This window comes from Mycobacterium sp. (genome assembly GCF_035697385.1).
In the GTDB taxonomy this organism is placed as follows: Bacteria; Actinomycetota; Actinomycetes; order Mycobacteriales; family Mycobacteriaceae; genus Mycobacterium.
Map to the genome: position 1 here is coordinate 1 of NZ_DASSCY010000103.1, position 26,322 is coordinate 26,322.

At 64.7% G+C, this 26,322-nt stretch carries 29 protein-coding genes; 6 read left to right on the forward strand and 23 right to left on the reverse strand.

Annotated features, from left to right (window positions below):
- The 9 genes from VFH65_RS09045 to VFH65_RS09085 all read right to left on the reverse strand — a co-directional run.
- On the reverse strand, nt 1-597 hold a 597-nt coding region (locus VFH65_RS09045), incomplete at its 3' end, for a ferrochelatase (protein WP_353320809.1).
- On the reverse strand, nt 597-1,406 hold the full coding sequence (gene inhA / locus VFH65_RS09050) for an NADH-dependent enoyl-ACP reductase InhA (protein WP_353320810.1): 810 nt from the start codon (nt 1,404-1,406) through the stop codon (nt 597-599). The genes inhA and VFH65_RS09045, both read right to left, overlap by 1 nt.
- 15 nt (nt 1,407-1,421) lie before the next feature.
- Nucleotides 1,422-2,186, reverse strand: a complete 765-nt coding sequence (gene fabG1 / locus VFH65_RS09055) for a 3-oxoacyl-ACP reductase FabG1 (RefSeq protein ID WP_353320811.1) — start codon at nt 2,184-2,186, stop codon at nt 1,422-1,424.
- Nucleotides 2,187-2,321: 135 nt separating this feature from the next.
- The gene (locus tag VFH65_RS09060) at nt 2,322-3,329 is read right to left on the reverse strand and encodes a VWA domain-containing protein (RefSeq protein WP_353320813.1); all 1,008 of its coding nucleotides are present in this window, start codon (nt 3,327-3,329) and stop codon (nt 2,322-2,324) included.
- Between the two features lie 88 nt (nt 3,330-3,417).
- A complete protein-coding gene (locus VFH65_RS09065) occupies nt 3,418-4,362 on the reverse strand; it encodes a DUF58 domain-containing protein (RefSeq protein WP_353320814.1) in 945 nt (314 codons plus the stop codon).
- Nucleotides 4,359-5,498: an AAA family ATPase gene (locus VFH65_RS09070; protein ID WP_353320815.1), complete on the reverse strand. Its 1,140-nt coding sequence runs from the start codon at nt 5,496-5,498 to the stop codon at nt 4,359-4,361. Before VFH65_RS09070 ends, VFH65_RS09065 begins: the two co-directional genes overlap by 4 nt.
- A gap of 155 nt (nt 5,499-5,653) precedes the next feature.
- Nucleotides 5,654-6,388, reverse strand: coding sequence for an NlpC/P60 family peptidoglycan endopeptidase RipB (gene ripB / locus VFH65_RS09075; protein WP_353320816.1), 735 nt, complete (start codon nt 6,386-6,388; stop codon nt 5,654-5,656).
- The gene (ripA, locus tag VFH65_RS09080) at nt 6,382-7,812 is read right to left on the reverse strand and encodes an NlpC/P60 family peptidoglycan endopeptidase RipA (RefSeq protein WP_353320817.1); all 1,431 of its coding nucleotides are present in this window, start codon (nt 7,810-7,812) and stop codon (nt 6,382-6,384) included. The genes ripB and ripA overlap by 7 nt, the downstream gene beginning before the upstream one ends.
- Before the next feature lie 240 nt (nt 7,813-8,052).
- The gene (locus tag VFH65_RS09085; protein ID WP_353320818.1) at nt 8,053-8,631 is read right to left on the reverse strand and encodes a DUF6676 family protein; all 579 of its coding nucleotides are present in this window, start codon (nt 8,629-8,631) and stop codon (nt 8,053-8,055) included.
- Nucleotides 8,632-8,860: 229 nt separating this feature from the next.
- Between VFH65_RS09085 and acnA the strand changes: the two genes are divergently transcribed.
- Nucleotides 8,861-11,674 carry an aconitate hydratase AcnA gene (acnA, locus tag VFH65_RS09090; protein WP_353320819.1) on the forward strand — a complete coding sequence of 938 codons (2,814 nt, stop codon included), beginning with the start codon at nt 8,861-8,863 and terminating at the stop codon, nt 11,672-11,674.
- Between the two features lie 6 nt (nt 11,675-11,680).
- The gene (locus VFH65_RS09095) at nt 11,681-12,250 is read left to right on the forward strand and encodes a TetR/AcrR family transcriptional regulator (RefSeq protein ID WP_353320821.1); all 570 of its coding nucleotides are present in this window, start codon (nt 11,681-11,683) and stop codon (nt 12,248-12,250) included.
- Here the strand turns inward: VFH65_RS09095 and VFH65_RS09100 are convergent.
- The 9 genes from VFH65_RS09100 to VFH65_RS09140 all read right to left on the reverse strand — a co-directional run bounded on the left by VFH65_RS09100 (nt 12,247) and on the right by VFH65_RS09140 (nt 18,924).
- A complete protein-coding gene (locus VFH65_RS09100; RefSeq protein ID WP_353320822.1) occupies nt 12,247-12,435 on the reverse strand; it encodes a helix-turn-helix domain-containing protein in 189 nt (62 codons plus the stop codon). The two genes, VFH65_RS09095 and VFH65_RS09100, sit on opposite strands and share 4 nt — an antisense overlap.
- Before the next feature lie 90 nt (nt 12,436-12,525).
- Nucleotides 12,526-14,163 carry an ABC-F family ATP-binding cassette domain-containing protein gene (locus VFH65_RS09105; protein WP_353320823.1) on the reverse strand — a complete coding sequence of 546 codons (1,638 nt, stop codon included), beginning with the start codon at nt 14,161-14,163 and terminating at the stop codon, nt 12,526-12,528.
- Nucleotides 14,164-14,202: 39 nt separating this feature from the next.
- Complete coding sequence (locus VFH65_RS09110) at nt 14,203-15,057, reverse strand: enoyl-CoA hydratase (protein WP_353320824.1); 855 nt, start codon at nt 15,055-15,057, stop codon at nt 14,203-14,205.
- Between the two features lie 31 nt (nt 15,058-15,088).
- On the reverse strand, nt 15,089-15,454 hold the full coding sequence (trxA, locus tag VFH65_RS09115; RefSeq protein ID WP_353320826.1) for a thioredoxin: 366 nt from the start codon (nt 15,452-15,454) through the stop codon (nt 15,089-15,091).
- A gap of 66 nt (nt 15,455-15,520) precedes the next feature.
- Nucleotides 15,521-15,763 (reverse strand): anti-sigma factor family protein, encoded by a 243-nt coding sequence (locus VFH65_RS09120; protein WP_353320828.1) that lies wholly within the window; start codon nt 15,761-15,763, stop codon nt 15,521-15,523.
- Complete coding sequence (locus VFH65_RS09125) at nt 15,760-16,392, reverse strand: RNA polymerase sigma factor (protein ID WP_353320830.1); 633 nt, start codon at nt 16,390-16,392, stop codon at nt 15,760-15,762. The genes VFH65_RS09120 and VFH65_RS09125 overlap by 4 nt, the downstream gene beginning before the upstream one ends.
- A 20-nt stretch (nt 16,393-16,412) precedes the next feature.
- The gene (locus tag VFH65_RS09130; RefSeq protein ID WP_353320831.1) at nt 16,413-17,126 is read right to left on the reverse strand and encodes a flavodoxin family protein; all 714 of its coding nucleotides are present in this window, start codon (nt 17,124-17,126) and stop codon (nt 16,413-16,415) included.
- The gene (locus VFH65_RS09135) at nt 17,116-17,760 is read right to left on the reverse strand and encodes a hypothetical protein (protein ID WP_353320832.1); all 645 of its coding nucleotides are present in this window, start codon (nt 17,758-17,760) and stop codon (nt 17,116-17,118) included. The genes VFH65_RS09130 and VFH65_RS09135 overlap by 11 nt, the downstream gene beginning before the upstream one ends.
- 225 nt (nt 17,761-17,985) lie before the next feature.
- Nucleotides 17,986-18,924 (reverse strand): methionyl-tRNA formyltransferase, encoded by a 939-nt coding sequence (locus tag VFH65_RS09140; RefSeq protein WP_353320834.1) that lies wholly within the window; start codon nt 18,922-18,924, stop codon nt 17,986-17,988.
- A 320-nt stretch (nt 18,925-19,244) separates the two neighbouring features.
- Here VFH65_RS09140 and VFH65_RS09145 point away from each other — a divergent pair, with 320 nt between their 5' ends.
- Genes VFH65_RS09145 through VFH65_RS09155 form a run of 3 tightly spaced genes read left to right on the forward strand, consistent with a single transcriptional unit; the run spans nt 19,245 to nt 22,397 of the window.
- Complete coding sequence (locus VFH65_RS09145) at nt 19,245-20,633, forward strand: UDP-glucose dehydrogenase family protein (protein WP_353320836.1); 1,389 nt, start codon at nt 19,245-19,247, stop codon at nt 20,631-20,633.
- Entirely contained in the window at nt 20,626-21,453 is an 828-nt protein-coding gene (locus VFH65_RS09150; RefSeq protein WP_353320838.1) for a glycosyltransferase family 2 protein, read from the forward strand. The genes VFH65_RS09145 and VFH65_RS09150 overlap by 8 nt, the downstream gene beginning before the upstream one ends.
- A gap of 35 nt (nt 21,454-21,488) precedes the next feature.
- Complete coding sequence (locus VFH65_RS09155; RefSeq protein WP_353320839.1) at nt 21,489-22,397, forward strand: ATP-grasp fold amidoligase family protein; 909 nt, start codon at nt 21,489-21,491, stop codon at nt 22,395-22,397.
- Nucleotides 22,398-22,409: 12 nt separating this feature from the next.
- Here the strand turns inward: VFH65_RS09155 and VFH65_RS09160 are convergent, their stop codons facing one another.
- Nucleotides 22,410-23,288 (reverse strand): bifunctional helix-turn-helix transcriptional regulator/GNAT family N-acetyltransferase, encoded by an 879-nt coding sequence (locus VFH65_RS09160; RefSeq protein ID WP_353320841.1) that lies wholly within the window; start codon nt 23,286-23,288, stop codon nt 22,410-22,412.
- Nucleotides 23,289-23,298: 10 nt separating this feature from the next.
- Nucleotides 23,299-23,853 (reverse strand): hypothetical protein, encoded by a 555-nt coding sequence (locus tag VFH65_RS09165; protein ID WP_353320843.1) that lies wholly within the window; start codon nt 23,851-23,853, stop codon nt 23,299-23,301.
- Nucleotides 23,854-23,979: 126 nt separating this feature from the next.
- Between VFH65_RS09165 and VFH65_RS09170 the strand changes: the two genes are divergently transcribed.
- The gene (locus VFH65_RS09170; protein ID WP_353320844.1) at nt 23,980-24,270 is read left to right on the forward strand and encodes a hypothetical protein; all 291 of its coding nucleotides are present in this window, start codon (nt 23,980-23,982) and stop codon (nt 24,268-24,270) included.
- Between the two features lie 2 nt (nt 24,271-24,272).
- Here the strand turns inward: VFH65_RS09170 and VFH65_RS09175 are convergent, their stop codons facing one another.
- The 3 genes from VFH65_RS09175 to VFH65_RS09185 are packed head-to-tail and all read right to left on the reverse strand — an operon-like array spanning nt 24,273 to nt 26,321.
- Nucleotides 24,273-24,620 carry a metal-sulfur cluster assembly factor gene (locus VFH65_RS09175; protein WP_353320846.1) on the reverse strand — a complete coding sequence of 116 codons (348 nt, stop codon included), beginning with the start codon at nt 24,618-24,620 and terminating at the stop codon, nt 24,273-24,275.
- Nucleotides 24,595-25,074, reverse strand: coding sequence for a Fe-S cluster assembly sulfur transfer protein SufU (sufU, locus tag VFH65_RS09180; protein WP_353320867.1), 480 nt, complete (start codon nt 25,072-25,074; stop codon nt 24,595-24,597). The genes VFH65_RS09175 and sufU overlap by 26 nt, the downstream gene beginning before the upstream one ends.
- On the reverse strand, nt 25,071-26,321 hold the full coding sequence (locus tag VFH65_RS09185; protein ID WP_353320847.1) for a cysteine desulfurase: 1,251 nt from the start codon (nt 26,319-26,321) through the stop codon (nt 25,071-25,073). The genes sufU and VFH65_RS09185 overlap by 4 nt, the downstream gene beginning before the upstream one ends.
- Nucleotide 26,322: the final 1 nt, after the last annotated feature.

Genomic DNA, 26,322 nt, shown 5'->3' on the forward strand with positions numbered 1-26,322 from the left:
GGCAACAAGGCGCGACGCGTAGCCCACCTGGCGGCTGTAGAGGTCTGGGCCACAACGGGACTGGGCGGCCACCGGAATCGAGTGCGCGGTGAAGACCAACCGCGCATCGTCGGGCACGGTCTGCGCGGCGGCACGAATGGCCTCGGAGAACATGTCCACGAACAGCGGATGGTCGAAGTACTGGCGCATTTTCACCAGTTCCGGCGCGCCGTCACCGGCAGCCTGGCGCGCCCTCGCGATGTCCTCGACGTACTGCCTGCAACTGGAGTAGCCGCCCCACGCCGAGGTGGTGAACACCGCCGCGCGACGAATCCCGTTGTCGCGCATGGTCATGACGGTGTCCTCGACGTACGGCTCCCAGTTGCGGTTGCCGAAGTAGATCGGCAGGTCGATGTGCGCCCGCAATTGCTCAATCAGCGCGCGGTTGATGCCGTTGATCGGTGAGACCCCGCCGAAGTGCAGGTAGTGCTCGGCGACGTCGGCGAGGCGTTCCCGCGGGATGCCGCGGCCGCGGGTGACGTTCTCCAGGAACGGCATTACCTGTTCGGGACCCTCCGGCCCGCCGAACGACAGCAGCAGGACGGCATCAAAGTTCATTACAGCAATTGCGTGCTGGCGCCGCCGTCGGCGTAGATGACCGTTCCGGTGGTGGCGGGCAGCCAGTCCGAGATCAGCGCGCACACGGTGCGCGCGACCGGTGTGGGATCCTTCATGTTCCAGCCCAGAGGTGCCCGCTGATCCCAGCCCTCCTCCAGCAGCTGGATCTGATCCCCGGCCTCGGCGCCGAGCGCACCGCCGACGATGGCACTCATCGCGAGCGTGCGGATCGGTCCTGCCGCAACGAGATTGGATCGCACACCGTACTGCCCGGCCTCGCGCGCCACGAACCGGTTGACAGACTCCAACGCGCTCTTCGCAACCGTCATCCAGTTGTAGGCCGGCATCGCCCTGGTCGGGTCGAAGTCCATGCCGACGATGCCGCCGCCGCGGTTCATGATCGGCAGTAGCGCCTTGGCCAGCGAGGCGTACGAGTACGCCGAGATGTGGATGCCCTTGGCGACGTCTTCGTAGGGCGCGTCGAAGAACGGGTTGATGCCCATCCCCGACTGAGGCATATAGCCGATCGAGTGCACGACGCCGTCGAGCTTGTTGCCCTCGCCGATCACCTCGGTGACCCGCTCGGCCAGTGTGTCCAAGTGCTTTTCGTTCTGCACGTCGAGTTCGAGCAGTGGTGCCGGATTCGGGAGCCGATCGGCGATGCGCTGGATCAGCTTCAGCCGGTCGAATCCGGTGAGCACCAGCTCGGCGCCCTCTTCCTGGGCCACCCGCGCGATATGGAATGCGATCGACGAGTCGGTGATGATCCCCGTGACGAGGATGCGCTTGCCTTCGAGAAACCCTGCCATGTCAGTCCTTTGCTTCTAGTGGCCCATGCCCATGCCGCCGTCGACCGGGATCACCGCACCGGAGATGTAGCTCGCATCCTCGGACGCCAGGAAGCTGACGACCCCGGCGACCTCGTCGGCGGTGCCAACGCGCTTCGCGGGAATGAATTCCAGTGCGCCCGCCTGAATCCTCTCGTCCAGTGCGCGGGTCATCTCGGTGTCGATGTAACCCGGGGCCACCACATTTGCGGTGACGCCGGCCTTCGACAGCTCCCTGGCGATGGAGCGGGCCATGCCGATCAGACCCGCCTTGGAGGCCGCGTAGTTGGCCTGGTTGCCGATGCCCCAGGTCCCGGAGACCGAACCCACGAAGATCATCCGGCCGAACCGCTTCCTCTGCATGCTGCGCGATGCCCGCTGTGCCACCCGGAATGCCCCGGTGAGGTTCGCGTTGATGACCTTCTCGAATTTCTCTTCCGTCATCCGCATGAGGAACGCATCCGCGGCGATGCCGGCGTTGGACACCAGCACCTCGACCGGGCCCTGGTGCTCCTCAACCTCTTTGAAGGCGCGGTCGACAGCGTCGTTGTCGGTGACGTCACACTCGACGCCGAATAGCCCCTCGGGCACGCCCGATCCGCGGTGCGTCACGGCGACCTTGTGTCCGTCAGCGGACAGGCGCTGGGCGATGGCCAGCCCGATGCCCCGGTTTCCTCCTGTCACCAGCACAGATCGGGAAACGAAGGGTGGCCGGCCGCCGGCTGTTTGGCCAGCGGTATCGGCCAGAGCAGTGTCGGTCATGCCCGCCAACTTAATGCCTGGACTGGACGGACCCGAAATCGCCTCTTGCATGCGCCGAGATCGACACCAGCGCTGTTGTCGGCCAGAAATCACAACCCTCACGCAGATTTCGGCGATTCGGCGCCACTATCCGGCCTAGTTCGGCAGGCGCCGGTTGATCAGCAACGCCGCCAACGCGGCCAGCGCCAGCACCAGCGCGCCGAGCCGCAGCCAGCCCACGCTGGCGTCGCCCTTGATGGTCTCGTAGCCGATCTGCTCCTGCAGGTTGGTGAACACTTGCTTGAGCTGTTCGAGGCTGGAGGCGGTGTACGCCTCGCCGCCGGACAGGTCGGCGATCTTCTTGAGCATCTCGTCGTCGACCGGCACGGGCTGGCGCTGTTCGTTGATCTCGACGTAGCCGTACGGGGTGCCGAAGGAGACGGTGGATATCGGTACGCCCTGATCCTTGGCGGTGCGGGCGGCGGTATAGGCACCCTTGGGGTTATCGGGGTTCGACGGCACGGTCTCCTTACCGTCGGACATCAGCACGACCCGCGCCGGTGGTGGCTCGTCGCCGCCGCCGATCACCGCGCCGACGGTGGCGATGGCCTGCAGGGCGGTGAAGATGCCCTCACCGGTGGCGGTGCGGTCGGCCAGCTGCAGCTTGTCGATGGCGTTCTTGGTCGCTTCGCGGTTGGTGGTCGGCGATACCAACACCGTCGCCGTGCCTGCGTAGGCGATCAACCCGAGGTTGATGCCCGGCGTCAGCTGGTCGGCGAACTGCTTGGCGGCTTCCTGCGCGGCGGCCAGCCTGCTCGGTGAGACGTCGGTCGCCCGCATCGACTGCGACACGTCGATCACCAGCATCACGACCGCACGGTTGCGCGGAATCCGGACGTCATTGGTTGGCCCCGCCATCGCGACCGTGAACAGCACCAGCGAGGTCACCAACAGGATCGCAGGCAGGTGGCGCCAGCGCGTCGGCCGCTTGGGCGCCACGCTCTCCAGCAGCTCCATATTGGCGAACCGCAGCATGCGCCTCTGCCGGGCCAGCTGCACCACGATGTAAAGAGCAACGACCGCGAGGACCACAAGGAGGAAAAGGAAGAACCAAGCGTGTTCGAATCCCGACAGCGTCATCGGGCCGAGCAACGGTAAAGTCATGTGCTACTTATCATTTCAGTTGTGTCTAGCGAGGTCGCCGCTCTTCGCGCAAGCGCTCATCGTTGCCGTCTGCTCTTCGCGCAAGCGCTCATCGCCCGGCCATCGCCCCACGCCGACGCGTCGCCACGAACCGCACCACGTCGGCGATCCAGTCCCGATCGGTGCGCAGCGACAGCAGCGGCGCATCGCAACGCCGCAGAGTGCGCGCCACCTCGGCGCGGTGCGCGGCCGCGGCCTTCGCGAAGTCGGACCGCAACTGCTCGTCGATGGTGAACTCACGGGTGACCCCGGTTTCGGGGTCCTGCAGAATGACGTCCCCGATCGGCGGCAGTTCGACGTCACGCGGGTCCAGCACCTCGATGCCGAGCACCTCGTGCCGTCCGGCGATGGCCCGCAGCGGGCGCATCCAGTTGATCGGTCCGAGGAAGTCGCTGACGATCACCGCCATACCGCGGCGCCGCTCAGGCCTGCGTAGCGCGTCGATGGCGGCGGCCAGGTCGCCGCGCACCCCGGTCGGCGCCTTCGGCATCGTGGCAATCGTGCGCAGCATCTCCTGCTCGTGCATGCGACCCGACAGCGCAGGAACCCGCTTCACGGACTCACCGTTGGCGATGATCGCGCCGATCCGGTTGCCGCCCCCGCTGTTGAGGAAAGTGATCGCCGCCGCGGCGGCCACCGCCAGGTCACGCTTCTCGCAGCCAGCGGTGCCGAAGTCCAGGCTCGCCGACATGTCGATCACGAGCCAGGTCTCCAGCTCGCGGTCGGCGATCATCTGCCGGACGTGCGGATGCGTGGTGCGCGCGGTGACGGACCAGTCCATCCGGCGCACATCGTCGCCGGGCTGGTAGATCCGTGACTCCCCCGGCTCGGATCCCGGGCCGGGCAGCAGGCCCAGGTGGTCGCCGTGCAGCACGCCATCGAGCTTGCGCCGCACCGTGAGTTCCAGCTTGCGCAGCGCCGCCGTCAACGCGGGATCACGGATCTCCCCGCGTTTCAGTGACGGCAGATCGACTCCGCGTCGCGAAGTAGTCACCGACCGCTAGCCGCGGCCGCTGCGGCGGGCACCACGGGCTGCACCGAATGTCCTTGCTGCGGAATCGCATTCACCTGCGGCAGGGCGACGGTCTGCAAGATCCGGTTGATGACGGTCTCCGCCGAGATCTCGTCGGCCAGCGCGTCGTAGGTCAACACTAGGCGGTGACGCAACACGTCGGGGATCACCTCGACGACATCCTGCGGAACCACGTAGTCACGGCCACGGACCAGCGCGAGCGCGCGGGCCGCCGCGATGATGCCGAGTGAGGCACGCGGCGAGGCGCCGTATGCGATCCACGCCTTGGCGTCCGGCATGCCGAACTTGTCGGGTGTGCGGGTCGCGGTCACGACGCGGACCACGTAGTCGACCAGCGCGTGGTGCACGAAGTTGTTGGCGGCAACGTCCTGCAGACGAAGAAGGTCGCCAGGGGCGAGGACCTGCTTGGGCTCCGGCGGCTTGACGCCCATCCGGTAGATGATCTCGCGCTCTTCCTCGGGCGTTGGGTAGTCGATGTTGAGCTTGAACAGGAACCGGTCGCGCTGCGCTTCGGGCAGCGCGTACACGCCCTCCTGCTCGATCGGGTTCTGCGTCGCCATCACCAAGAACGGGGCGGGCAGCGGGAAGGTCTTGCCGCCGATCGAGATCTTGCGCTCGGCCATGACCTCCAGCAGCGCCGACTGCACCTTGGCGGGCGCACGGTTGATTTCGTCGGCGAGCAGGAAGTTGACCACGACGGGGCCGAGTTCGATGTCGAACTCCTCTTTACCCTGACGGTAAATGCGGGTGCCGACGATGTCGGTGGGCACCAGGTCGGGGGTGAACTGGATGCGGGCGAAGGTGCCACCAACCACCTTGGCGAACGTCTCGACGGCCAGCGTCTTGGCGACGCCAGGCACACCTTCGAGCAGCACATGGCCCTTGGCGAGCAAGCCGACCAGCATTCGCTCAACCAGCTGGTCCTGACCGACGATGATCCGCTTGACCTCGAAGATGGCGCGCTCGAGGGTGTGCACCTCCTGTTGGAGCCCGCCGTTGTTCGGCGCTGCGGCGTGGGAGCCGGGAGGGTAACCCTGCGCCGGACCCTGGCCGGAATACCCTCCGGCAGCCTGCGTCGGCCCACTCGGTGACGTCATCTAAAGGTCCTCCCAGATCGGTTCGCGGCACTTCTCGGCCACACGCTCGTCGTCAACTATTCCAGGCACTTCGGAATCCGTCGACGTTGCCCAGCGACGAACGCGTGGATGCTGAGCCATTCACCGGAGCGCCTCAGGTTCTGCTCAGGCCCCGCTCAGGATTCGATAATGCGTGCGGCATACGGCTGCAGACCGCCCCGCCGGACCGGGCTGACGGAGACTTTCCCGGCGCTGCTGGCGGACTCCAGCATCTGACCGCCGCCCAGATACATGGCGACGTGCTGCGTGCCGCCCGGTCCCCAGAACAACAGATCGCCGCGCTTGGCCTGCGACACCGGCACCTTGCGGCCGGTGTTGTACTGGTCGCCGGAGTACTTGGGGATCAGCACGCCGACGCCCGCATACGCGAACTGGGTGAAGCCCGAGCAGTCGAAGCCCACGGTGTTGGCGCCGGAGTCGACGCCGGTGCTGGGGCCGCTCGGCTTTCCGCCGCCCCACGAGTACGGCACACCCATTTGGGATGCGCCACGCCGAATCACGTACTCGATCGCCTGAGGTCCACGCACCCGGCCCGCGGCAGCGCCTGTCGGCGCCACACTAGCCGGTGCACCGCCAAGGCCGATGCTGCTCAAGAACTTTCGGCCGAGATCCATGGTGGCCTGGGTAGCCTGCGCCGTGGCCGCAAGCGATGCGTTGGCGATCGCCAGCGGATCTCCTGGCGCGCCAGAGCTGATCAGCTTGGGCAGCGTCGGATCCCACTGCCCGTCATTGGGTTCAGCGGCTGCCGGCGTCGCGAGACCGAACAATAGGGCCAACGTCGACACCAACAGCACAAAGGCTGTTCTGCCGCGAAAATGCCTGGGGCGCAAAATAATCCTTTTCGTCACCATTCAATGAGCCGGGTCGCGTACGGTGTCATGCCGCTGGTGCGGACGGGCGAGACCTTGACCACCGACCCGGTGTACGGAGCTTCGAGCATCTGGCCGTCGCCGAGATACATCGCGACGTGCTGGCTGGCGTTGGGCCCCCAGAAGAGCATGTCGCCTCGGCGCATTTGCGACGACGGGATCTTGCGGCCCGCGTTGTACTGCGAACCCGAGTAGTGGTCCAGCTTGATGCCGACGCCGGCGAACATGTACAGCATCAAGCCTGAGCAGTCGAATCCCACTGTGCCAGAACCGGAATCGATGCCACGGGCGGGGCCTGCAGCATTGCCGCCACCCCACGAGTACGGCACACCCAACTGCGACATGCCGCGCCGGATCACGAATTCGGTGGCCTCCCTGCCGTAGACGCGTGGAATCGCGCCGTTGGTATAGCCGGTGGGGGTTGGGATCAGGCCTAGCTTCTGCAGGAAGCTGCGACCCATATCAGCGGTCGCCTGCGCCGACGTCGACATGATGCCCAGGATCGTGTTGATGATCGCGATCGGATCGCCGCTGACGAAAGCGCTGGGTATCGCAGGCAGGAAGGGATCCCATGGCGTGGCCCAGTTGCCGGTGGCAGGGTCGACCCCTTCGGGTGCACGGTCCCAATCCCCTGCCGGGTTGGCACTCGGCGCTGGGGCGGGCTGTGCGGCAGGCGCAGCCGCTGGCCGTGCGGCAGGCGCAGCACCCGCGGGCGCCGACCAGTTGCGGGCCTCATTGAGCTTGGCCTGCGCGGCGGCGCGTTCAGCGGTCAGCCGCTCGAGGTCGGCCTGCTGCGCCTTGAACGTCTCCTGTGCTTCCGTCAGCGCGGAAACCGCGGTCTGCTGGCTGCTTTCCGCGTCCGCGACGGCCTGATCGGCGTTCTGCTTGGCCAGCCGCGCCGCCGACTCTTTGTTCACCTGTTCGGTGCGGGCCCGCTGCAGATTGGTGATGACCTGTTGGGAACTGACCGACAGTGTCTGGCCCGCGGCAGCGGCGTTGAGGATTTCGCCGGGGTCGCCGGCGGTCAGATACGAGTCCGACGGACCGTTGACATACGTTGCGGCAGCGAAGGTGTCGAATCGCTGCTGCGCGGAAGCTATCGCGATGTTGGCCTCTTCGACGCGTCGCTGGCTGGCTTCGACTTCCAGCTGTGCGGCCGCGGCGTTGTCGCGCGCTGTCTGCACGTCGACGATTGCCTTGTTGACGCTTTCCTGCTGCGTCTGAATCGCGGCGCCGAGGTCGACAAGCTTCTGGTTGACGTTTGCGACGGCGGTCACCAACGACGTGAGCGTGTCTGGCTGTGCGACGGCAAGACCCGGCGTGGCGAGAAACATGCAAAAAGTCAGCGGAACCGCGCAGACCCGCCACCACAGCCGGGAATTAGAGGCGCGAAGAGAGCGTCTCATTCGACTCAAGTCTCCTATGGCTCAACGCGAACGTGCCGGCACATTCGTCGGGATGCCATTGCACAGGAGTCACATAAAGAACATCTGCAACAAAGGCTCCGACTGCACCGTACGTCACATCTGACGCTAAGGAAACTTTAGTAACAAATTACAAGTTTGTAATTGAATGTAGCGTTATCACGCCGTGATATTTGAATTTGCCGAGGCGTGGGCCAACACCGAAGGTAGGGGATTAATGGTTCAGTCGGCGGAGCTGGATGCGGCACCCGCCGCGGCGGCACGTTTGCCGCGAACCTGCAGGACACGGGTGGCGACGACTGCCGCCACCACACCCAACACGACCACGATCGTGAATGGCGTCCACGGAAAATGCGGTGTCGTCAACTCACTGACGAAATTCTTCGTTCCCTGCACCGGACCGCGGCCTTCGGCGACGTCCTGACCTGCCTCCAGAGTCATCCGGTCGAATGTGGTGCTGAAGGTGCCGGACTCCGACGGACTCAGCACCAGCACGGTCGATCCCGGATAGGCCTCGCCGACCTCGGTGGCGATATCGCGAAGCGGCGTATCGATCCGAGGATTCTGCGCCAGCACGACAACTTTGAGATCGATGCCCTGCTGTTTGGCGTCGGCGACCACCTGCGCGACTTCTGCCGTCGGCGCGTCCTGCGACGCGCTCACCCCGTCGTCACCGATATCGGCGATCACCAGGTTCATGCAGGTGTCAACCGACGTTGTTGCCGGATCCTGCCCGACGGGCGTACACACCTCGGGCGGAATGTACGACGGAAGGAACGGGATCACGTGCGGTCCGGTCACGAAAAGCACGGTACTGCACGTCCGGCGGGCAGGCGCGCAGCGACTTGGGGCTCAGCGCAGTGGGTAACCAAGTGGCAGCGCGCGCCTGCAGGGACAAGACTCAGAGAAGTGTGAAACCAGCCCTGGGGTGTTTCACAGGACAAGCGTACTGTTAGGATTAGGAGCGCCGCCGACACAGCCCGTCGCGGCGATTATCGAGCCGGGAGTTGATGTGAGCAGCAAAGATTCGGTGAATTCATCCCTTAACTCTTTCGGGGCCCGCGACACGCTGGCCGTCGGGGACAACAGTTACGAGATCTACCGCCTCGACGCGGTGCCCGGTACCGAGAAACTTCCCTACAGCCTGAAGGTGCTCGCCGAGAATCTGCTGCGCACCGAGGACGGCGCCAACATCACCAAGGACCACATCGAGGCCATCGCCAACTGGGATCCCGAAGCCGATCCGAGCGTGGAGATCCAGTTCACTCCCGCGCGCGTGATCATGCAGGACTTCACCGGGGTGCCCTGCATCGTCGACCTGGCCACCATGCGTGAGGCCGTCGGCGAGTTGGGCGGCGATCCCGACAAGGTCAACCCGCTGGCACCCGCCGACCTCGTCATCGACCACTCCGTGATCGCCGACCTGTTCGGAACCGCGAACGCATTCGAGCGCAACGTCGAGATCGAGTACGAGCGCAACGGTGAGCGCTACCAGTTCCTGCGCTGGGGCCAGGGCGCATTCAACGACTTCAAGGTGGTGCCCCCGGGTACCGGAATCGTGCACCAGGTCAACATCGAATATCTGGCCAGCGTGGTGATGGAGCGCGACGGCGTTGCCTACCCCGACACTTGTGTGGGCACCGACTCGCACACCACGATGGAAAACGGCCTCGGCGTGCTCGGCTGGGGCGTCGGTGGCATCGAGGCAGAGGCCGCAATGCTCGGTCAGCCGGTGTCGATGCTGATCCCCCGCGTCGTCGGCTTCAAGCTGAGCGGCGAGCGCCCGACCGGCGTCACCGCCACCGACGTGGTGCTCACCGTCACCGAGATGCTGCGCAAGCACGGCGTGGTCGGCAAGTTCGTCGAGTTCTACGGCGAGGGCGTGGCCGAGGTGCCGCTTGCCAACCGCGCGACGCTGGGCAATATGAGCCCCGAATTCGGCTCCACCGCAGCCATTTTCCCGATCGACGAGGTCACCATCGACTATCTGCGGATGACCGGCCGCAGCGAGGAGCAGCTCGCGCTGGTCGAGGCGTACGCCAAGGAACAGGGCATGTGGCACGACCCCGAGCGCGAGCCGAAGTTCTCCGAGTACATCGAACTGGACCTGTCTGATGTCGTCCCGTCGATCGCCGGACCCAAGCGGCCACAGGACCGCATCGCACTGTCCGACGCAAAAACTGCCTTCCGCAAGGACATTCACAACTACGTCGAGGAGAACATGCCGGTCGAGCACTCCAAGCTCGACGAGGCCGTCGAGGAGAGCTTCCCGGCCAGCGACCCGGCGGTGCTGTCATTCGCCGACGCCGACGCCGTCGAGCCGTCGGCGGCCGTCGGCTCCAACGGACGGCCGAGCAAGCCGGTGGAAGTGCGCTCCGACGAGCGTGGCGAGTTCATCCTCGATCACGGAGCGGTGGCGATCGCGGCGATCACGTCGTGCACCAACACCTCCAACCCTGAGGTGATGCTCGGCGCGGCGCTGCTGGCGAAAAACGCTGTGGAGAAGGGCCTGACCTCCAAGCCGTGGGTGAAGACCACGATGGCCCCGGGGTCGCAGGTCGTCACCGACTACTACGACAAGGCCGGGCTGTGGCCGTACCTGGAGAAGCTGGGCTTCTATCTCGTCGGGTATGGCTGCACCACATGCATCGGCAACTCGGGTCCCCTGTCGGATGAGATCTCGAAGGCGATCAACGACAACGACCTGTCGGTGACCGCGGTGCTGTCGGGCAACCGCAATTTCGAGTGCCGCATCAATCCCGACGTGAAAATGAACTACCTGGCCTCGCCGCCGCTGGTGATCGCCTATGCGCTGGCCGGGACCATGGATTTCGACTTCGAGCATGACTGCCTCGGGAAAGACAACGACGGCAACGAGGTCTTCCTGCGCGACATCTGGCCGTCGCAGAAGGACATCACCGACACCATCGCCTCGGCGATCAACCAGGAGATGTTCGTCAAGAACTACGCCGATGTGTTCAAGGGCGACGACCGGTGGCGCAACCTGCCAACGCCCAGCGGCAACACGTTCGAGTGGGATTCCAACTCGACGTATGTGCGCAAGCCACCGTACTTCGAGGGGATGCCACCCGAGCCCGAACCGGTCAGCGACATCGCCGGCGCCAGAGTGCTCGCGCTGCTGGGTGATTCGGTGACCACCGACCACATCTCCCCCGCAGGCAGCATCAAGCCCGGCACTCCGGCCGCGCAGTACCTCGACGAACACGGAATCGACAAGAAGGACTACAACTCCTACGGCTCGCGGCGTGGCAACCACGAGGTGATGATCCGCGGCACGTTCGCCAACATCCGGTTGCGTAATCAACTTCTCGATGACGTGTCGGGTGGCTACACCCGCGACTTCACCAACGGCGGTGAGCAGGCGTTCATCTACAACGCCGCGCAAAACTATGCGGCGCAGGACATTCCGCTGGTGGTGCTCGGCGGCAAGGAGTACGGCTCCGGCTCCTCGCGTGACTGGGCGGCCAAGGGCACCAGCCTGCTGGGCGTGCGTGCGGTGATCACCGAGTCGTTCGAGCGCATTCACCGTTCGAACCTGATCGGCATGGGCGTCATCCCGCTGCAGTTCCCCGAAGGCGAGTCGGCGGCGTCGCTGAAACTGGACGGCACCGAGACGTTCGACATCAGCGGCATCGAGGCGCTCAACGATGGCAAGACACCGAAGACGGTGCACGTCACCGCCACCAAGAACAATGGAGCGGACGGTTCCGAATCCGTTATTGAATTCGATGCGGTGGTGCGCATCGACACCCCCGGCGAGGCGGACTACTACCGCAACGGCGGCATCCTGCAGTACGTACTGCGCAACATGCTCAAGTCGTAGGGCGCCATGCCCCGGGTGACGGACGACCATCTGGCGGCGCGGCGCCGCCAGATTCTTGACGGTGCCCGGCGCTGTTTCGCCGAGTACGGCTACGACAAGGCGACCGTGCGACGGCTCGAGCACACCATCGGGCTGTCGCGCGGCGCCATCTTCCATCACTTCCGGGACAAGGACACGCTGTTCTTCGAGCTGGCCCGCGAGGACGCCGAGCGGATGGCCGACGTCGCATCACGCGAGGGCCTGGTCCAGGTGATGCGCGACATGCTGGCCGCCCCCGAGCAGTTCGACTGGCTAGCTACCCGGCTCGAGATCGCCCGCAAGTTGCGCAACGATCCGGCGTTTCACCGCGGCTGGATGGAACGCTCTGCCGAATTGTCAGCGGCAACCACCGCGCGCCTGCGTCGCCAGAAACAGGCCGGGCGACTGCGTGACGATGTACCGAGCGCTGTGCTGCAGACGTACCTGGACTTGGTGCTCGATGGTCTGGTCGCGCGGCTGGCCTCAGGTGACGATCCCGAAAAGCTCAGTGCCGTACTGGACCTCGTCGAGGCATCGCTGCGCCAGCAGCAGTCCTAGCGACGGCTGCGGTGGTTCGGCCCGCCCCGGCTGCGCATCGTCGTACCCGACTCGCGCAACATGCTGTGGATCGAACCATACGAGCGCCCGGTGGATGCCACCAATGTCCGGATGCTCGCGCCCCCCTCATAAGCGCTGCGCAACTCGGTCACCAATTGGTCCCGGGACTTGTTCAGTTTCTTCATCGACGCCTCCCCGCGATTTCTACCCCGACGCAACGACGCATACCCAGCGTAGGAAGCATCCACACCACGGCGGGCGGGATTGGTGAAATGTCAGGCGAGTTCGATGAGATCCCGATAATCGTCGGACCAGAAGTCCTCGGTGCCGTCGGGCAGCAGCACCACTCGCTGAGGGTCCAGCGCCTCGGCCGCACCCGGGTCGTGGGTCACCAACACCACCGCACCGAGATAGCTGCGCAGCGCGTCGAGGACCTGCTCGCGCGACGCGGGATCGAGGTTGTTGGTCGGCTCGTCCAGTAGCAGCACGTTCGCCGTCGACGCGACGAGACCGGCCAATGCCAGCCGCGTCTTCTCGCCACCGGACAGCGTGCCCGCGAGCTGATCGAGCGCTGCGCCGCTGAACATGAACGCGCCCAACAGTCCCCGCAGATCCTGCTCGCCGGTGTCGGGCGCGGCATGGCGGATGTTCTCCCACACGGTCGCGCCGTCGTCGAGCGTGTCGTGTTCCTGGGCGAAGTACCCCACCTTCAGGCCGTGGCCGGGCTCGAGCGCGCCTGCTTCTGGCGTCTCCACCCCGGCCAGCAGCCGAAGCAGCGTGGTCTTGCCTGCGCCGTTGAGGCCCAGCACCACCACGCGAGAACCGCGGTCGATGGCCAGGTCGACACCGGAGAACACCTCGAGCGATCCGTAGTTCTTGGTCAAGCCCTTGGCCACCAACGGGGTACGCCCACACGGCGCCGGGGTCGGGAATTTGATGCGGGCGACCTTGTCGGCCGCCCGTTCGTCGTCGAGTGCGGCGATCATCCGGTCGGCACGGCGCAGCATGTTCTGTGCGGCAACGGCTTTGGTGGCCTTGGCGCCCATCTTGGCAGCCTGGGTGCGAAGCGCGGCGGCTTTGCGCTCGGCGTTGGCGCGCTCGCGGCGGCGACGCTGCTCGTCAGTCGCGCGCGCATCGAGGTACTTCTGCCAGCCCATGTTGTAGACGTCGACCTCGCCGCGGACCGCGTCGAGGAACCACACCCGGTTGACGACGTCGGCGAGCAGGTCGACGTTGTGGCTGATGACCACGAGCCCGCCCGTGTGGCCGCGCAGGAACTCGCGCAGCCAGCCCAGTGAGTCAGCGTCGAGGTGGTTGGTGGGCTCGTCGAGTAAGAGCGTGGTCGCGGAACCTGATGCGCCCGCTCCTCCTTCACTCGCGGCGAACAGGATGCGCGACAGCTCCACCCGGCGGCGCTGGCCGCCGGAGAGGGTGCGCAGCGGCTGTGTCAGAACACGCTCGGGTAGGCCAAGACTCGCGCAGATCCGGCCGGCCTCGCTTTCGGCGGCGTACCCGCCGAGCGCGGCAAACCGCTCCTCGAGCTGACCGTAGCGGCGGATCGCCTTATCGCGTGCGACGTCGTCGGCGACTTCGGCCATCAGGGCCTGCTGCTTTTCCAGGTCGGATAGCAGTGTGTCAAGGCCGCGAGCGGACAGCACTCGGTCGCGAGCCAAGACATCGAGGTTTCCCTCTTTGGGATCTTGTGGCAGGTAACCGATCTCCCCGCTGCGCGCGATCGTGCCTGCGTACGGCTCGCCTTCGCCGGCCAGGATGCGCATGGTGGTGGTCTTACCGGCCCCGTTGCGGCCGACCAGCCCGATGCGATCGCCCGGCTGCACCCGCAGGGCTGCCCCGTCGGTGGATAGCAACGTGCGCGCCCCGGCGCGGACCTCCAGGTCCGTTGCGGTGATCACGCTGCATCTCCTCTGTTGTTCCCCGGGCTCGCCCAGGCGCTACTTGTCGTCGCTGAAGACGGGGTCCCGCTTCTCGGCGCGCGCCACGACCGCTTCTTCGAAGTTGGCGGTGAGCAGACGCACGAAGAGTTGTCCCAGGCCCTCGGCCTGCATGTGCCCCTCCAGACTAGCGGCGTCCAGTCCACTCCACAGTGTGCGCTTGGTCAACTCGATTCCCGGCCGGGAGAACGCCGCCATCCCCTCGGCCATCTGGTAGCACACCTCCAGAAGGTCCTCTTCCGGCACGGCCCGTGACACCAGCCCGATACGTTCGGCCTCCTGTGCGTCGACGTCGCGGCCGGTCAGCATCAGCTCGAAGGCACGTGAGGATCCGATGGCGCGCGGCAGCAGATAGGACAGCCCCAGCTCGCTGGCGGTCAGGCCGTTGTTGATGCCGGCAGCGCGGAAGTATGCCCCGGTCGCGGCCACTCGGATGTCGCAGGCCAGGGCCAGGCACAGGCCGCCGCCGATCGCGGCACCGTTGACCGCGGCGATGACCGGCTGGTGCATCCGCCGCAGTCCCAGGATCACGTCGTCGAGCACCTGCATCGAGCGCAGCGCGAATGTCGGCCGGGTCAGCCCGTCGACGTTCGGCACCGAGCCTGCCGACTTGTGATCCGCGCCCGACGAGAACCCACGCCCGGCGCCTGTGAGCACAATCACCCGCACTGAGTTGTCGTAGGTCAGCTCTTCGAGCACCTTCTTGAGCGGAACCATGACGTCGAACGCCATAGAGTTCATCCGCTCGGGCCGGTTGAGCGTCACCAGCGCAACGTTCGGGCGCGGGCGGTCGACGAGGACGAAGTCGTTTTGCTCGGTCACGGACTGCACGCTATCGCCTGCCCCTGGGGGCAACGCGAAGCGCTTGGGGGATGAACCAGCTCTGTCAGTCCGGCTGGCCGTTGCTTTGAGCGGCGATCGCGGCGTCGATGTCGAACTCCTTGACCCGCTGGACGAGTTCCTCGAGCGCCGGCGCCGGCAGCGCGCCGGCCTGGTTGAACACCAGCTTGCCCTTCTTGAACGCCATCAACGTCGGAATGGAGCGAATGTCGGCCGCGGCCGCGAGCTGCTGCTCGGCCTCGGTGTCGACCTTCGCGTAGACGACGTCGGGATGCTGTTCGGACGACGCGGCGAACGTCGGCGCGAACGCCTTACACGGGCCACACCACGATGCCCAGAAGTCCACCAGCACGATCTCGTTGTCGTTGATGGTGTCGTTGAACTGTTCAGCGGTGATGTCTTGCGTAGTCACGATATTTCCTAACGCTGGGATCTAGCTGTGTGTTCCCACCCTATGATCAGCGCAAACTGGCGGGCGTCATCGGCGGAAGTCTTTGAATGCGTCCAGCAGGCGGTTGCGGAACGCGGGGTCGAGTTCGTCGTCGGAGATCTTTCCGACCGTGCGCACGGTCTCCCGGAACTGTCGAAGGTAGTTCTCGCAGCCGTCGCAGTCGAGCAGATGGGCGTCGAAGCGGGCCCGGGTATCCGGGTCTAGTACGCCGTCGAGGTAGGCGGTGACGAGCTCGACAAGCTCGTTGCAATCCATCGGTCCAGTACTCATGAGCTGTCCACTAAGTAGGTTTCGAGCACCTGTCGAACCGCGGCCCTTCCGCGATGCAGCAGCACCCTTTGGTTGGCCATGCTGATGTCGAGCAGTTCACACACCTCACTTGAGTCGAATCCGAGCATGTCGCGCAGAGTGACGACGATGCGCTGCCGTTCGGGCAGCTTGTCCAGTTCGCGGCGCGCGACATCGACCAGTTCGCTGCCCAGCACCGAACCCTCTGGGGTGTCCGGGAAGGGTGACGGCGTCTCGTCGGGCAGCCAATGGCCGGGATACGGGTCGTCGCTGCCGCGGAAGCGCGCAGGGTCGACGGTGCCGCCGGTATACGCCGCGATCGCCGTGTCCGCATCGCGTCGCTCGCGCACGCCGCGCGCCTTGGCGATGTTGATCATCACGGCGAAAAGCCAAGTGCGAAGCGATGATCGGCCTTCGAACTTCTCGATGCCCTTGAGCAAGGCGATCCAGGTTTCCTGCACCACCTCTTCGGCGATCTCATGGCTCGGCACGTATCCGCGGGCGACCCGCAGCATGGACGGGGTGTGCTGATCGACGAGTTGGGCGAATGCCGTCTCCTCGCCGTCGCGCAGCGCGGCGATCAGTGACCCTTCGTCCACGGTCCCGGTCATCTGGACCTGATGGTATCGGCTCAACGGTATTCCGGATTGGCAAAGTCGTACCGACATCCCGCATCCCATCCGGATCGAATGTTGCCGTAGGCGGGAACGCCACCCGCAGCGCGCAGCATGCGTGCCAAGTGCATCAAGTTCCATGTCATGAAAGTGGTGTTGCGGTTTGTGAAGTCGTTCTCCGGGCCGCCGGATCCAGGATCCAGGTACGACGGGCCTGGGCCCGCCTCCCCGATCCACCCGGCGTCGGCCTGCGGCGGAATCGTGTATCCGATGTGCTGCAGTGTGTAGAGCACGTTCTGTGCGCAATGCTTGACGCCGTCTTCGTTGCCCGTGATCAAACAGCCGCCGACCCGGCCGTAGTAAAGGTATTGACCGGCGTCGTTGAGCAGATGCGAACCTCCGTAGAGCCGCTCGTGCACCTGCTTCATAACCGAGCTGTTGTCGCCTAACCAGATCGGGCCCGCCAGCACCAGAATGTCGGCGGCGAGCACCTTCTCGAAGATCGCGGGCCAATCGTCAGTCACCCAGCCGTGCTCGCGCATGTCCGGCCAGACCCCGGTCGCGATGTCGTGGTCGACCGCACGTACCACGTCGACATCGATGCCGTGCTGGCGCATGATCGCGGTGCTGATATCAACGAGACCTTGTGTATTGCTGCGCTCAGGCGAGCGTTTCAGCGTGCAATTGATGAAAAGCGCTCTCAGGCCGCTGAAATCGAGGTTATCGGTCACGATGTAATTCCCTTCGGCCGCGCTCGAAGAAGTCGGCGATCCGCGAGGTGAGCGCGTCCACGTCGTGGGCCGGATTCAGCGGGTACAACGCCCCGAACGGAGCGTTCCAGAACGGGCCGCTGGGCTTGGTCCATGGGCCGACGTAGGCGTATGGCGTCGGGTGGTCGTCGTCGCCGGCCGATACGCCGTAGTTCACTTCGTTATCAGTGGCTGCCACGTCGAAGTGCTCCGGCCAGAGCACCGGATGACATTCGGGCAGAAGATGTTTGAGCGCGTGTCCGCCGGCGTAATGACTTCTGTGTACCCAGTCGGTCGCCGCCACGTCGAGGTCGAGGACGGCGTCGGCTGGCAATGGATCGACGACGTCGTAGGCGCCGTCGGGTGGCCCTGGCTCGACGCCTGCTTCGTTCGCGATTGCGCCGAGATGCCCCTTGAGCGGCGCGGCGCCGTTCGGCCACACCAATTCGGTGCCGTGCACAGACAGCGGGATCGCCACACCAGTGAAGCCGTCAGGGCGCACCGCGAGCCGCACGGTGCCCGACGTTCGGTATTGCGGCCCGGCGATCAGGCTCTCGGCTACCCCGCGCAACTGGCGGCGGGTATCGACGTAGACGTCGTCGAACCCATCGGCCATCGTGGCTCCTCTCCGCACTTCCACGTCTGTCGTGCTCGGATCACGCACAAGCGTTACGCGGGCGGCGCCCGAAGTCATGGCGCGCAACTCCTGCCGCACGGTCAACCTTAGGCGGATGGCGAGACTCGATATCTGAATTGGATTCGCGGTTCGGCACCGGTCATTCGATACGCGATGCAAATGCTCGACGTGGAGTCGGCACTCACCAAGCGAAGTCGAGTGGATCTACGGCCTGTCGGTCAGGTATCCGCCATACAAGAAGAAGTCGTCTCCACTGTGCTCGGTTCCATCCGCGCTGCGGACGCGGGTGATCACTAGGCCGCGATTGCGCCCGCGATATGCGTCCACACCGCACACGACTGCGCCGCCGCCCTCCTGCACGATCACCCGGCCCGCCGTACCGCCGTAATGAGGTTCGGAAACACGCGCCTCGAGCACTTCGATCCGCTCACCGCGATAGAAGGTGAAGGCGCGAGGATAAGGCTCGGACAATGCGCGCACGAACCGTTCGAGGTCCTCGGCCTGCCAACTCCAGTCGATCAAACTGTCGCGCTCAGAACGCTTGTGGAAGTAGGTACGTTCGGCCTTGTCCTGCGGTCGGAATACCGCGGTTCCCGACTCCAAAGCAGTCAGTGCGTCTCGCAATGCACCTGGTATCAGGTCCATCGCCCTGATCACCAACTCGGTGCCGGTATCGGTGGGGCCGATGGGCAGCGAATGCTGAATCAAGATGTCGCCGGTGTCTAGTCCGTCGTCCATCCGGTGCACCGTCAAGCCGAACTCGGACGCACCGCTGATCAACGTCCACAGCACAGGCGAGAATCCGGTGTATTTCGGCAGCAGCGAGTCGTGGAAGTTCAACGTGCCGTGGGGCGGAAGGTTGTACAGCTCGACCGGCATCCGGGTGTACCAGCTGTTGACAACGGTGACGTCGGGGTCTGCGCGCTTGACCATATCGATTGTCTCGGCATCAATGCGATCGGTGACGTGCACCGGAATTCCGTGGTCGTGCGCGAGCTCCTCTACCGAGTCCGACCAGATTGCCTTGTATGACTGCGAGCTAGCGGAATGCGTGACGGCGAGCACCACGTCATGGTTCTGATCGATCAGAGATTGCAGGGTCTTTTGCCCCCACGTCTGGAAGCCAAAGAACACGACGCGCATCACACGAAATCCTTCCAAGTTGGGACATTCGGCGAGGTCAGCTACCCGCCACCCATTCAGCAAATTATGTTAGCCTTCGCTAACTTACACGCCCCGCCGCCCCGTGCGCGTCGGATCGAATCGCGGCTGGACGGGCTGCGCTGGACCGATGCGGCGAATGTGGGCAACGCGACCGAGAGGTAGGTGCGCATGGCGCGCAAGCAAGGGTGGATCTGGCAATTCCACCAAAGGTTGCCCGGCCGTCTTCCGCTGCATGCCTTTTCCCAAACCGGGGCCGACGCAGATCCCAAGCTCGGCTCGTTGGAGCGGAATGACGCTGTATGCGGATAAGCGTGATGGGTACGGGCTATTTGGGTGCCGTTCATGCCGCGTGCATGGCACATCTCGGCCACGAGGTGTGCGCATACGACACCGACGCGTCGAAGATCGCGATGCTCTCGGCGGGCACCTCGCCGTTCTACGAACCTGGTTTTGAGGACCTGCTCACCACCGTTCTCGCCACCGGCCGACTCCGTGTCACCCACGACGTTGAAGAAGCCGTCTCCGGGGCATCCGTGCACTTCGTCTGTGTCGGCACCCCGCAACTGCCGGGTTCGAACGCGGCCGACGTCCAGTATGTCGACAGCGCCGTGAAATCCATTGCCGCCCACAGCGACTGCCCCGGCTTGATCGTCGGCAAGTCAACTGTGCCGGTGGGTACGGCTCAGCGGCTGGCCAGCGAGTTGGCTACGATGTCGTCGCAACACGCACTTGAGCTGGCATGGAATCCAGAGTTCCTTCGCGAGGGAAAGGCGATCGAGGGCACGTTTCACCCGGATCGCCTGATATTCGGCGTGACTTCCGAGTACGCGGAAAAGCTGCTGCTCGAGGTGTACGGCAGCCTCATCGACGAGGGAACGCCGCATCTGACGACAGATCTGCCAACGGCGGAGATGGTCAAGGTGGCAGCGAATTCCTTCCTGGCGACCAAGATCTCGTTCATCAACGCGATGGCCGAGGTGTGCGAGCTCGTCGACGCCGATGTCGTGACACTAGGCCGCGCGCTGGGTTACGACGATCGCATAGGTCATCGATTCCTCCACGCCGGCTTGGGATTTGGCGGCGGCTGCCTACCGAAGGACATCCGGGCGTTCAGCGCACGGGCAGGCGAGCTCGACGCGTCGGACTCCCTTAGATTTCTGCACGAAGTCGACAAGATCAATATCCGTCGGCGCGAAAAGACCGTCTCAGTGGCCAGCGCGCTTTTGGGCGGCGAATTTCTCGGTAGGAGCATTGCCGTTCTGGGCGCCGCGTTCAAACCGAACAGCGACGACGTCCGTGACTCCCCGGCGTTAAACGTCGCCGCGGCAATGCATCTGAAAGGCGCCGACGTCCGAGTCCACGATCCGCGGGCGATCGTGAACGCGAAAGCGATGTTCCCGACGCTCACGTACTGCGAGTCTGCCGACGAAGCCTGCCGGAACGTGGATTTGATCGCGTTGGCGACCGAATGGGACGAGTACTGCAGGATCGATCCTGCACAGTTGCGATTGATCGTCAGGGCGCCGCGCTTGCTCGACGCACGAAATGCGATCGACCGCGATTATTGGACCAATGCGGGCTGGCAGGTATATGCGCTGGGCCGCGGTCGATTACCGCGTAATTCCCACGATACCGCCTTTTATGCTGCCGCGTCAGGCCAGGAGAGGACTATCAACCACAATGTATAAACAATTGCCCGTAATCGCTGCAATCCCTAACTTCAATATGGGCAGTCATCTCCGCAGGCTGCTTCCCCAGCTGCTGGGTCAAGGTTACGACCGCATTTATGTGCTCGACGATGGATCCACTGACGAAAGCGTCGACGTAATCAGCGAATTTGCAGGGGAAGTCAAATTAGTGAGAAGTCCTGAAAACCAAGGTTGCACCGCCAACCGCAACCAGATAATCGACCACGTCGGCGACGACGAACTGATCCATTTCATCGACGCCGACATGGACCTGGAGACCGCCGACACCGCCTCGGTAGCCAGGGAAGTGGTCGCGCGCTATGCCGACCAAGGGGTGGGCGCGGTCGGTGGGTTGGTGTGCCGGGTAGATGGCAGTCAGGAACCATACAATTATGGTCCGGCATTCGCACTAAAGACTCATCTCACAAGCATTCCGCCATTAATCGACCGGGTCAGGAAAAGGCCGCAGATCGCAAATGCCGTACGGCGCGTTAACGTGCCGGCAATGAAATATTGGCCCAATGTGCTTGAACCTCCGGCTCCGGCGGAGGCGTACTGGCTACACGAAGGAAATATGCTCATCTATTCCTCGGTCTATAAGGCGATCGGTGGCTACGATCCGCTAATGCGAAATCACGGCGCGCAGGACTTGGCAATACGACTCGAGATCAGGGGGATCAAAAGGCAGTTTGATCCCAGCATCAAGGTCGTTCATCACTACATTGACGTCCGCGGCAGGAAACGCCGACGGCAACAGCATGAGTCCGTGCGTCATCTATTGCGCAAGCATGGATTAGCACGCTATTTGACCAATAGGTAGCGCAACACCGCCAGCGTCGATGAACTGAGGATCCGATGCCGTTGCTGATGAACAAGACCGCCCCTTCGATGTTGCTTGCGGCGCACCGACGGCTGCTCGGTGTGCTACCGGTGCCACTGGTCCGCCACGCCTTCCACCTGACGATGATCCACAAGCCAGGCAACTTCCGTCAGCCGCGGACCTTCAACGAAAAGGTCAACTGGCGGATCCTCTACGACAGGCGGGACCGGATCGTCGCCGCCTGCGACAAGATGCGCATGAAGGCGATGGCCCGGGCGGCGTACCTGGGGGCGGATCTAAGGATCCCGGAGACCTACTGGTACGGCACCGATCTGCGCGACGCCCCGGACCTTGCCGGACTACCGCCATGGGTGCTGAAACCCAACCACAGCAGTGGTCACGTGGTGCTCGGGCCGGACCCACAGACCGATGTCGCGGCCCTGCTGGAGCAGACGCGGGACTGGTGGAAGCGCACCCCGCTGGAACTGGGTGAGTGGGGCTATGGTGAGGCCCGGCCCCTGCTGCTGCTCGAGGAACGTATCCCGACCCGGGATGGCAGCCCGCCGGCCGACTACAAATTCTTCGTCTTCGACGGCCGGGTGGAGCTGATTCAGGTGAACCGGGGCCGGTTCGACGATCAGACCGCCACCTTCCTCGACGCGGACTGGAACCGGCTGCCCGTGCGTTGGCGCATCCGCCCGGTCGCCGACGAGCCGCGGCCGGCGGAGCTGGACACCATGCTGGAGATTGCCAGGACCCTCGGTTCGGGCTGGGACTTCATCAGGGTCGACCTGTACGCCGTCGACGGCTCGGTCTGGTTCGGGGAGTACACCCCCTACCCGGGCGGTGGGTTGCTCCGCTACACGCCGCGGCAATTCGACGCCGAGCAGGGCCGGCACTGGCAGCTGCCGGCGCCGGAGCAGGTGCGGCGCGGCCAGCCGTAGCTCCTCGGAGCGTCACAACGGCTTCTCGAACCAATGGTCGGCGTAGGGCTCGTCGTTGAACGGGGTGACCTCGCGATAGCCGGACGATCGGTACATCTGGACGGCTTCGGCGAGCTCGTCCTTGGTCTCCAGCCGCATCAGTTGCACGCCATGGGAGCGGGCGCGGTCCTCCAATTCGGCGAGCAGACGGCGGCCGAGGCCGAGCCCGCGCACCGAAGGAGCCACCCACATGCGCTTCACCAGGCCCACGTCGTCGGGATAGAAGATCAGCGCACCGCAGCCGACGGGCTCGCCGTGCAATGATGCGATGAGCAAAAGCCCTGCGGGAGAAGTCATTTCGGTGTCCTCGACGGGACTGACGGCAGGGTCGTATCCCTCACGGAAGCGTACCGAGAGTTCGGAGTAGTAGGTCTGCAGGCAGAACCGGGCGTCGGGGTGGCGGGGATCGCACTCGCGCACCTCGACCGTCGAGGCGATCAACAGCCGTTCCACCTCCGCCATTGCGGTGACCAGTCGATCGCGCTGGCGGGCGTTGAGCGGCCGGAGCATCGCCGCGGCGGCATCGTCGGAGCGGCGGTCCAAACTGGCGAGTTCACGGCGACCGGCGTCGGTGAGCCGTGCGGTGCGGACCCGGCCGTCGGCCGCGCTCTGCTCGATGGCGATCAGTCCGCCGGCCTCAAGCGCCCGCAGCAACCGGCTGAGGTATCCCGAGTCGAGGTCGAGATGCGCGCGCAAGGAGCGAATGTCGCAGCCGTCGACGCCGATCTCCCACAGAAGCCGGTTCTGACCGAGTGAACGGTCGCTGGCCAGGAAGTTCTCATTGAGCACGCCGATCCGCTGCGTGACGGTGCGGTTGAACCGCCGGACCTGCGCGACCATCTCCGCGGTCATATGTCTGACCTTAGTCAGAGGTTTGGATTTGGCGAGCCATTTCCGCAGCGCGGTCGGCATTGGCCACAAGCTGGGCCTGCCTCCTCGGCCACCAGAACAGTTCGAGCGGCAGCAGCACGAGGTAGATACCCGACACCACGGCATTGCCCCACGAGCCATACACCGCGTCCCACACCGCCGTCCCGATAGCCACGACGAGCACAAGCGGTATTACCCAGCGAAATGGGCGTGCCTTGTCGGCGGCCGCGTGCAGACCGTTGCTGTAGTCGATAACGGCCTGGGCCAGCCGCGCGTCCGCGATCCGTTCGCCGCGGCGGGCGGTGCGGGCAACGGTCACACGTTCCTCACCGGTGAGGTCCTTGGCTCCAGGCCAATAGCGCGCCATCCGGCGATGCATCCAGATGCCGTAGAACACACCGGTGATGACGAGCGCGATGACGCCGCCGAGCAAGAACCCGGAATCGATCCACGCCAACGCACCCAAGCTGATGCCGAGCGCTCCGCCAACAGTCAATGCCCTACGAAAGGAACCGCCTCGCCATGCGAAAGCCGGCACCGTGACCACAGTGCAATTGTGACGTCAGTGTCGCTCTGAGGTGGGCAAACTGCGAGGGCGCCAGCCAACGCAGTTATCCACAGGGCCTCGCACTCACCACGCCCGCAGCGCCTGCGTTGCCCTAATGTAGGTGACGTGGCGACGCTAGAGGATCTCGAGGCGCGGGTAGCGGCCCTTGAAGCGTCACACGCCGACTATCGGGCGGTGTTGGCGGCCGTCAACGCGTTGGGTGCGAATCAACGCGAGCATTCGCTTCGGCTAAACGGGGTTGAGACACGCCTTTCCGAGGTCGAAACCGGCCTGGCTGATTTCCGAGTCGAGATGGCCGACTTCCGTCAAGAAACAGGTGCCCGTTTCCGCTCTGTCGATGAGCAGCTCACCGAGATCAAGGACCTCATCATCGGCGGCCGGAATGGTACGTCCTAGACCTAGACCGTAAAGCCCAGCGCGCGTAGCTGTTCGCGGCCGTCCTCGGTGATCTTGTCGGGACCCCACGGCGGGTTCCACACCCAGTTGATCTTGATCTCGTTCACCAGGCCGCTGCCGACCAACGCGGTGCGCGACTGATCCTCGATGACATCGGTCAAGGGGCAGGCCGCCGACGTCAGCGTCATGTCGATCAGCGCCACCTGCCCAGTGTCGCCCTTCTCGACGTTCAGCCCGTATACCAGGCCCAAGTCGACGACATTGATCCCGAGCTCCGGGTCGACGACGTCGCGCATGGCCTCCTCGAGGTCGGCTAGCAGCTCGTCACCCTGCGCGGCTGTTTCGCTCATCGTCTGTCTCCTCACTGGCGTGCGCCAACGCGTCCTTGAAAGCCATCCATCCCAGCAGCGCGCATTTCACCCGCGCCGGGTACTTCGCGACGCCGGCGAACGCGACGCCGTCGCCCAATACATCTTCGTCGCCTTCAACGGTGCCGCGCGACGAAATCATCTCGCTGAACGCCGCGACCGTCTTCATCGCGTCGCCGATGCTCTGGCCGATCACCTGATCGGTGAGCACCGAGGTCGACGCCTGGCTGATCGAGCAGCCCTGCCCGTCGTAGGAGATATCGGTGACCGTATCGCCGTCATCCGACAGCGCCACTCGCAACCTGACCTCGTCGCCGCACGTCGGATTCACCTGATAGGACTCGGCGTCGTATGGCTCCCGCAGGCCGCGGTGGTGCGGGTGCTTGTAGTGATCGAGGATCACTTCCTGATAGAGCTGGTCCAGTCGCACGGTCAGTTCCTACCGAAGAAGTCGACGGCACGCCGCACGCCAGCCACAAGTCGGTCCACCTCGTCGAGCGTGTTGTACACGGCGAACGACGCCCGCGCAGTCGCCGCAATGCCGAACCGGCGGTGCAACGGCCACGCGCAGTGGTGTCCCACGCGCACCGCGACACCGTCGTCGTCGAGGACCTGCCCAACGTCGTGGGCGTGCACTCCGTCGAGCACGAACGACACCGGTGAGCCGCGGTTCTCGAGCGATGCCGGGCCGATGATGCGGACACCCTCGATGCCGGACAGCCCGTCAAGTGCTGCGGCAACCAACTCGGCCTCGTGCGCCTCGACGGCGTCCATGCCCAGCTCCCGCAGATACCGTGCGGCCGCCGCCAGCCCGACCACCTGTGAGGTCATCGGGGTGCCTGCCTCGAACCGCTGAGGCGCAGGCGCATAGGTGGTGGCCTCCATCGTCACGGTCTCGATCATCGAGCCGCCGGTGATGAAGGGCGGCATCGCGTTGAGCAGTTCACCGCGGCCGTACATCACGCCAATACCATTGGGGCCCAGCATCTTGTGACCGGAAAACGCCGCATAGTCGACGCCGAGCCCGTGGAAGTCGACGGGCTGATGCGGCACGGATTGGCACGCGTCCAGCAGCGTCAGCGCACCGACGGCCTTCGCGCGGTCGACGAGCTCTGCAACCGGCGCGACAGCTCCTGTCACGTTGGAATGATGGCTGAACACAACGACTTTCACGCGGTCGTCGAGCTGTAGCGAATCCAGGTCGATGCGTCCATCGTCGGTCACGCCGTACCACTTCAAGGTGGCTCCCGTGCGGCGGGCCAGCTCCTGCCACGGAATCAGGTTCGCGTGGTGCTCGAGTTCGGTCGTGACGATCACATCGCCCGGACCGACGGCATGCTCAAACCGGTTGTCACCCAACACGTACGACACGAGGTTGATCGCCTCGGTGGCGTTCTTGGTGAACACCAGCTCATCAGGTGCCGCGCCGACGAACGCGGCGACATCGGCCCGCCCCTGCTCGTAGGCGTCGGTGGACTCCTCCATCAGCTGGTGCGCACCGCGGTGCACCGCCCCGTTGGACGTCAGCAGGAATTCGCGTTCGGCGTCAAGCACCTCCAGTGGACGCTGAGACGTTGCACCGGAATCCAAGTACGCCAGCTGATTTCCGCCACGCATCACCCGCTTCAAGATCGGGAAATCAGCCCTGATCTTGGTGAGGTCAAGCGTCTGCGCGGCGGTCATG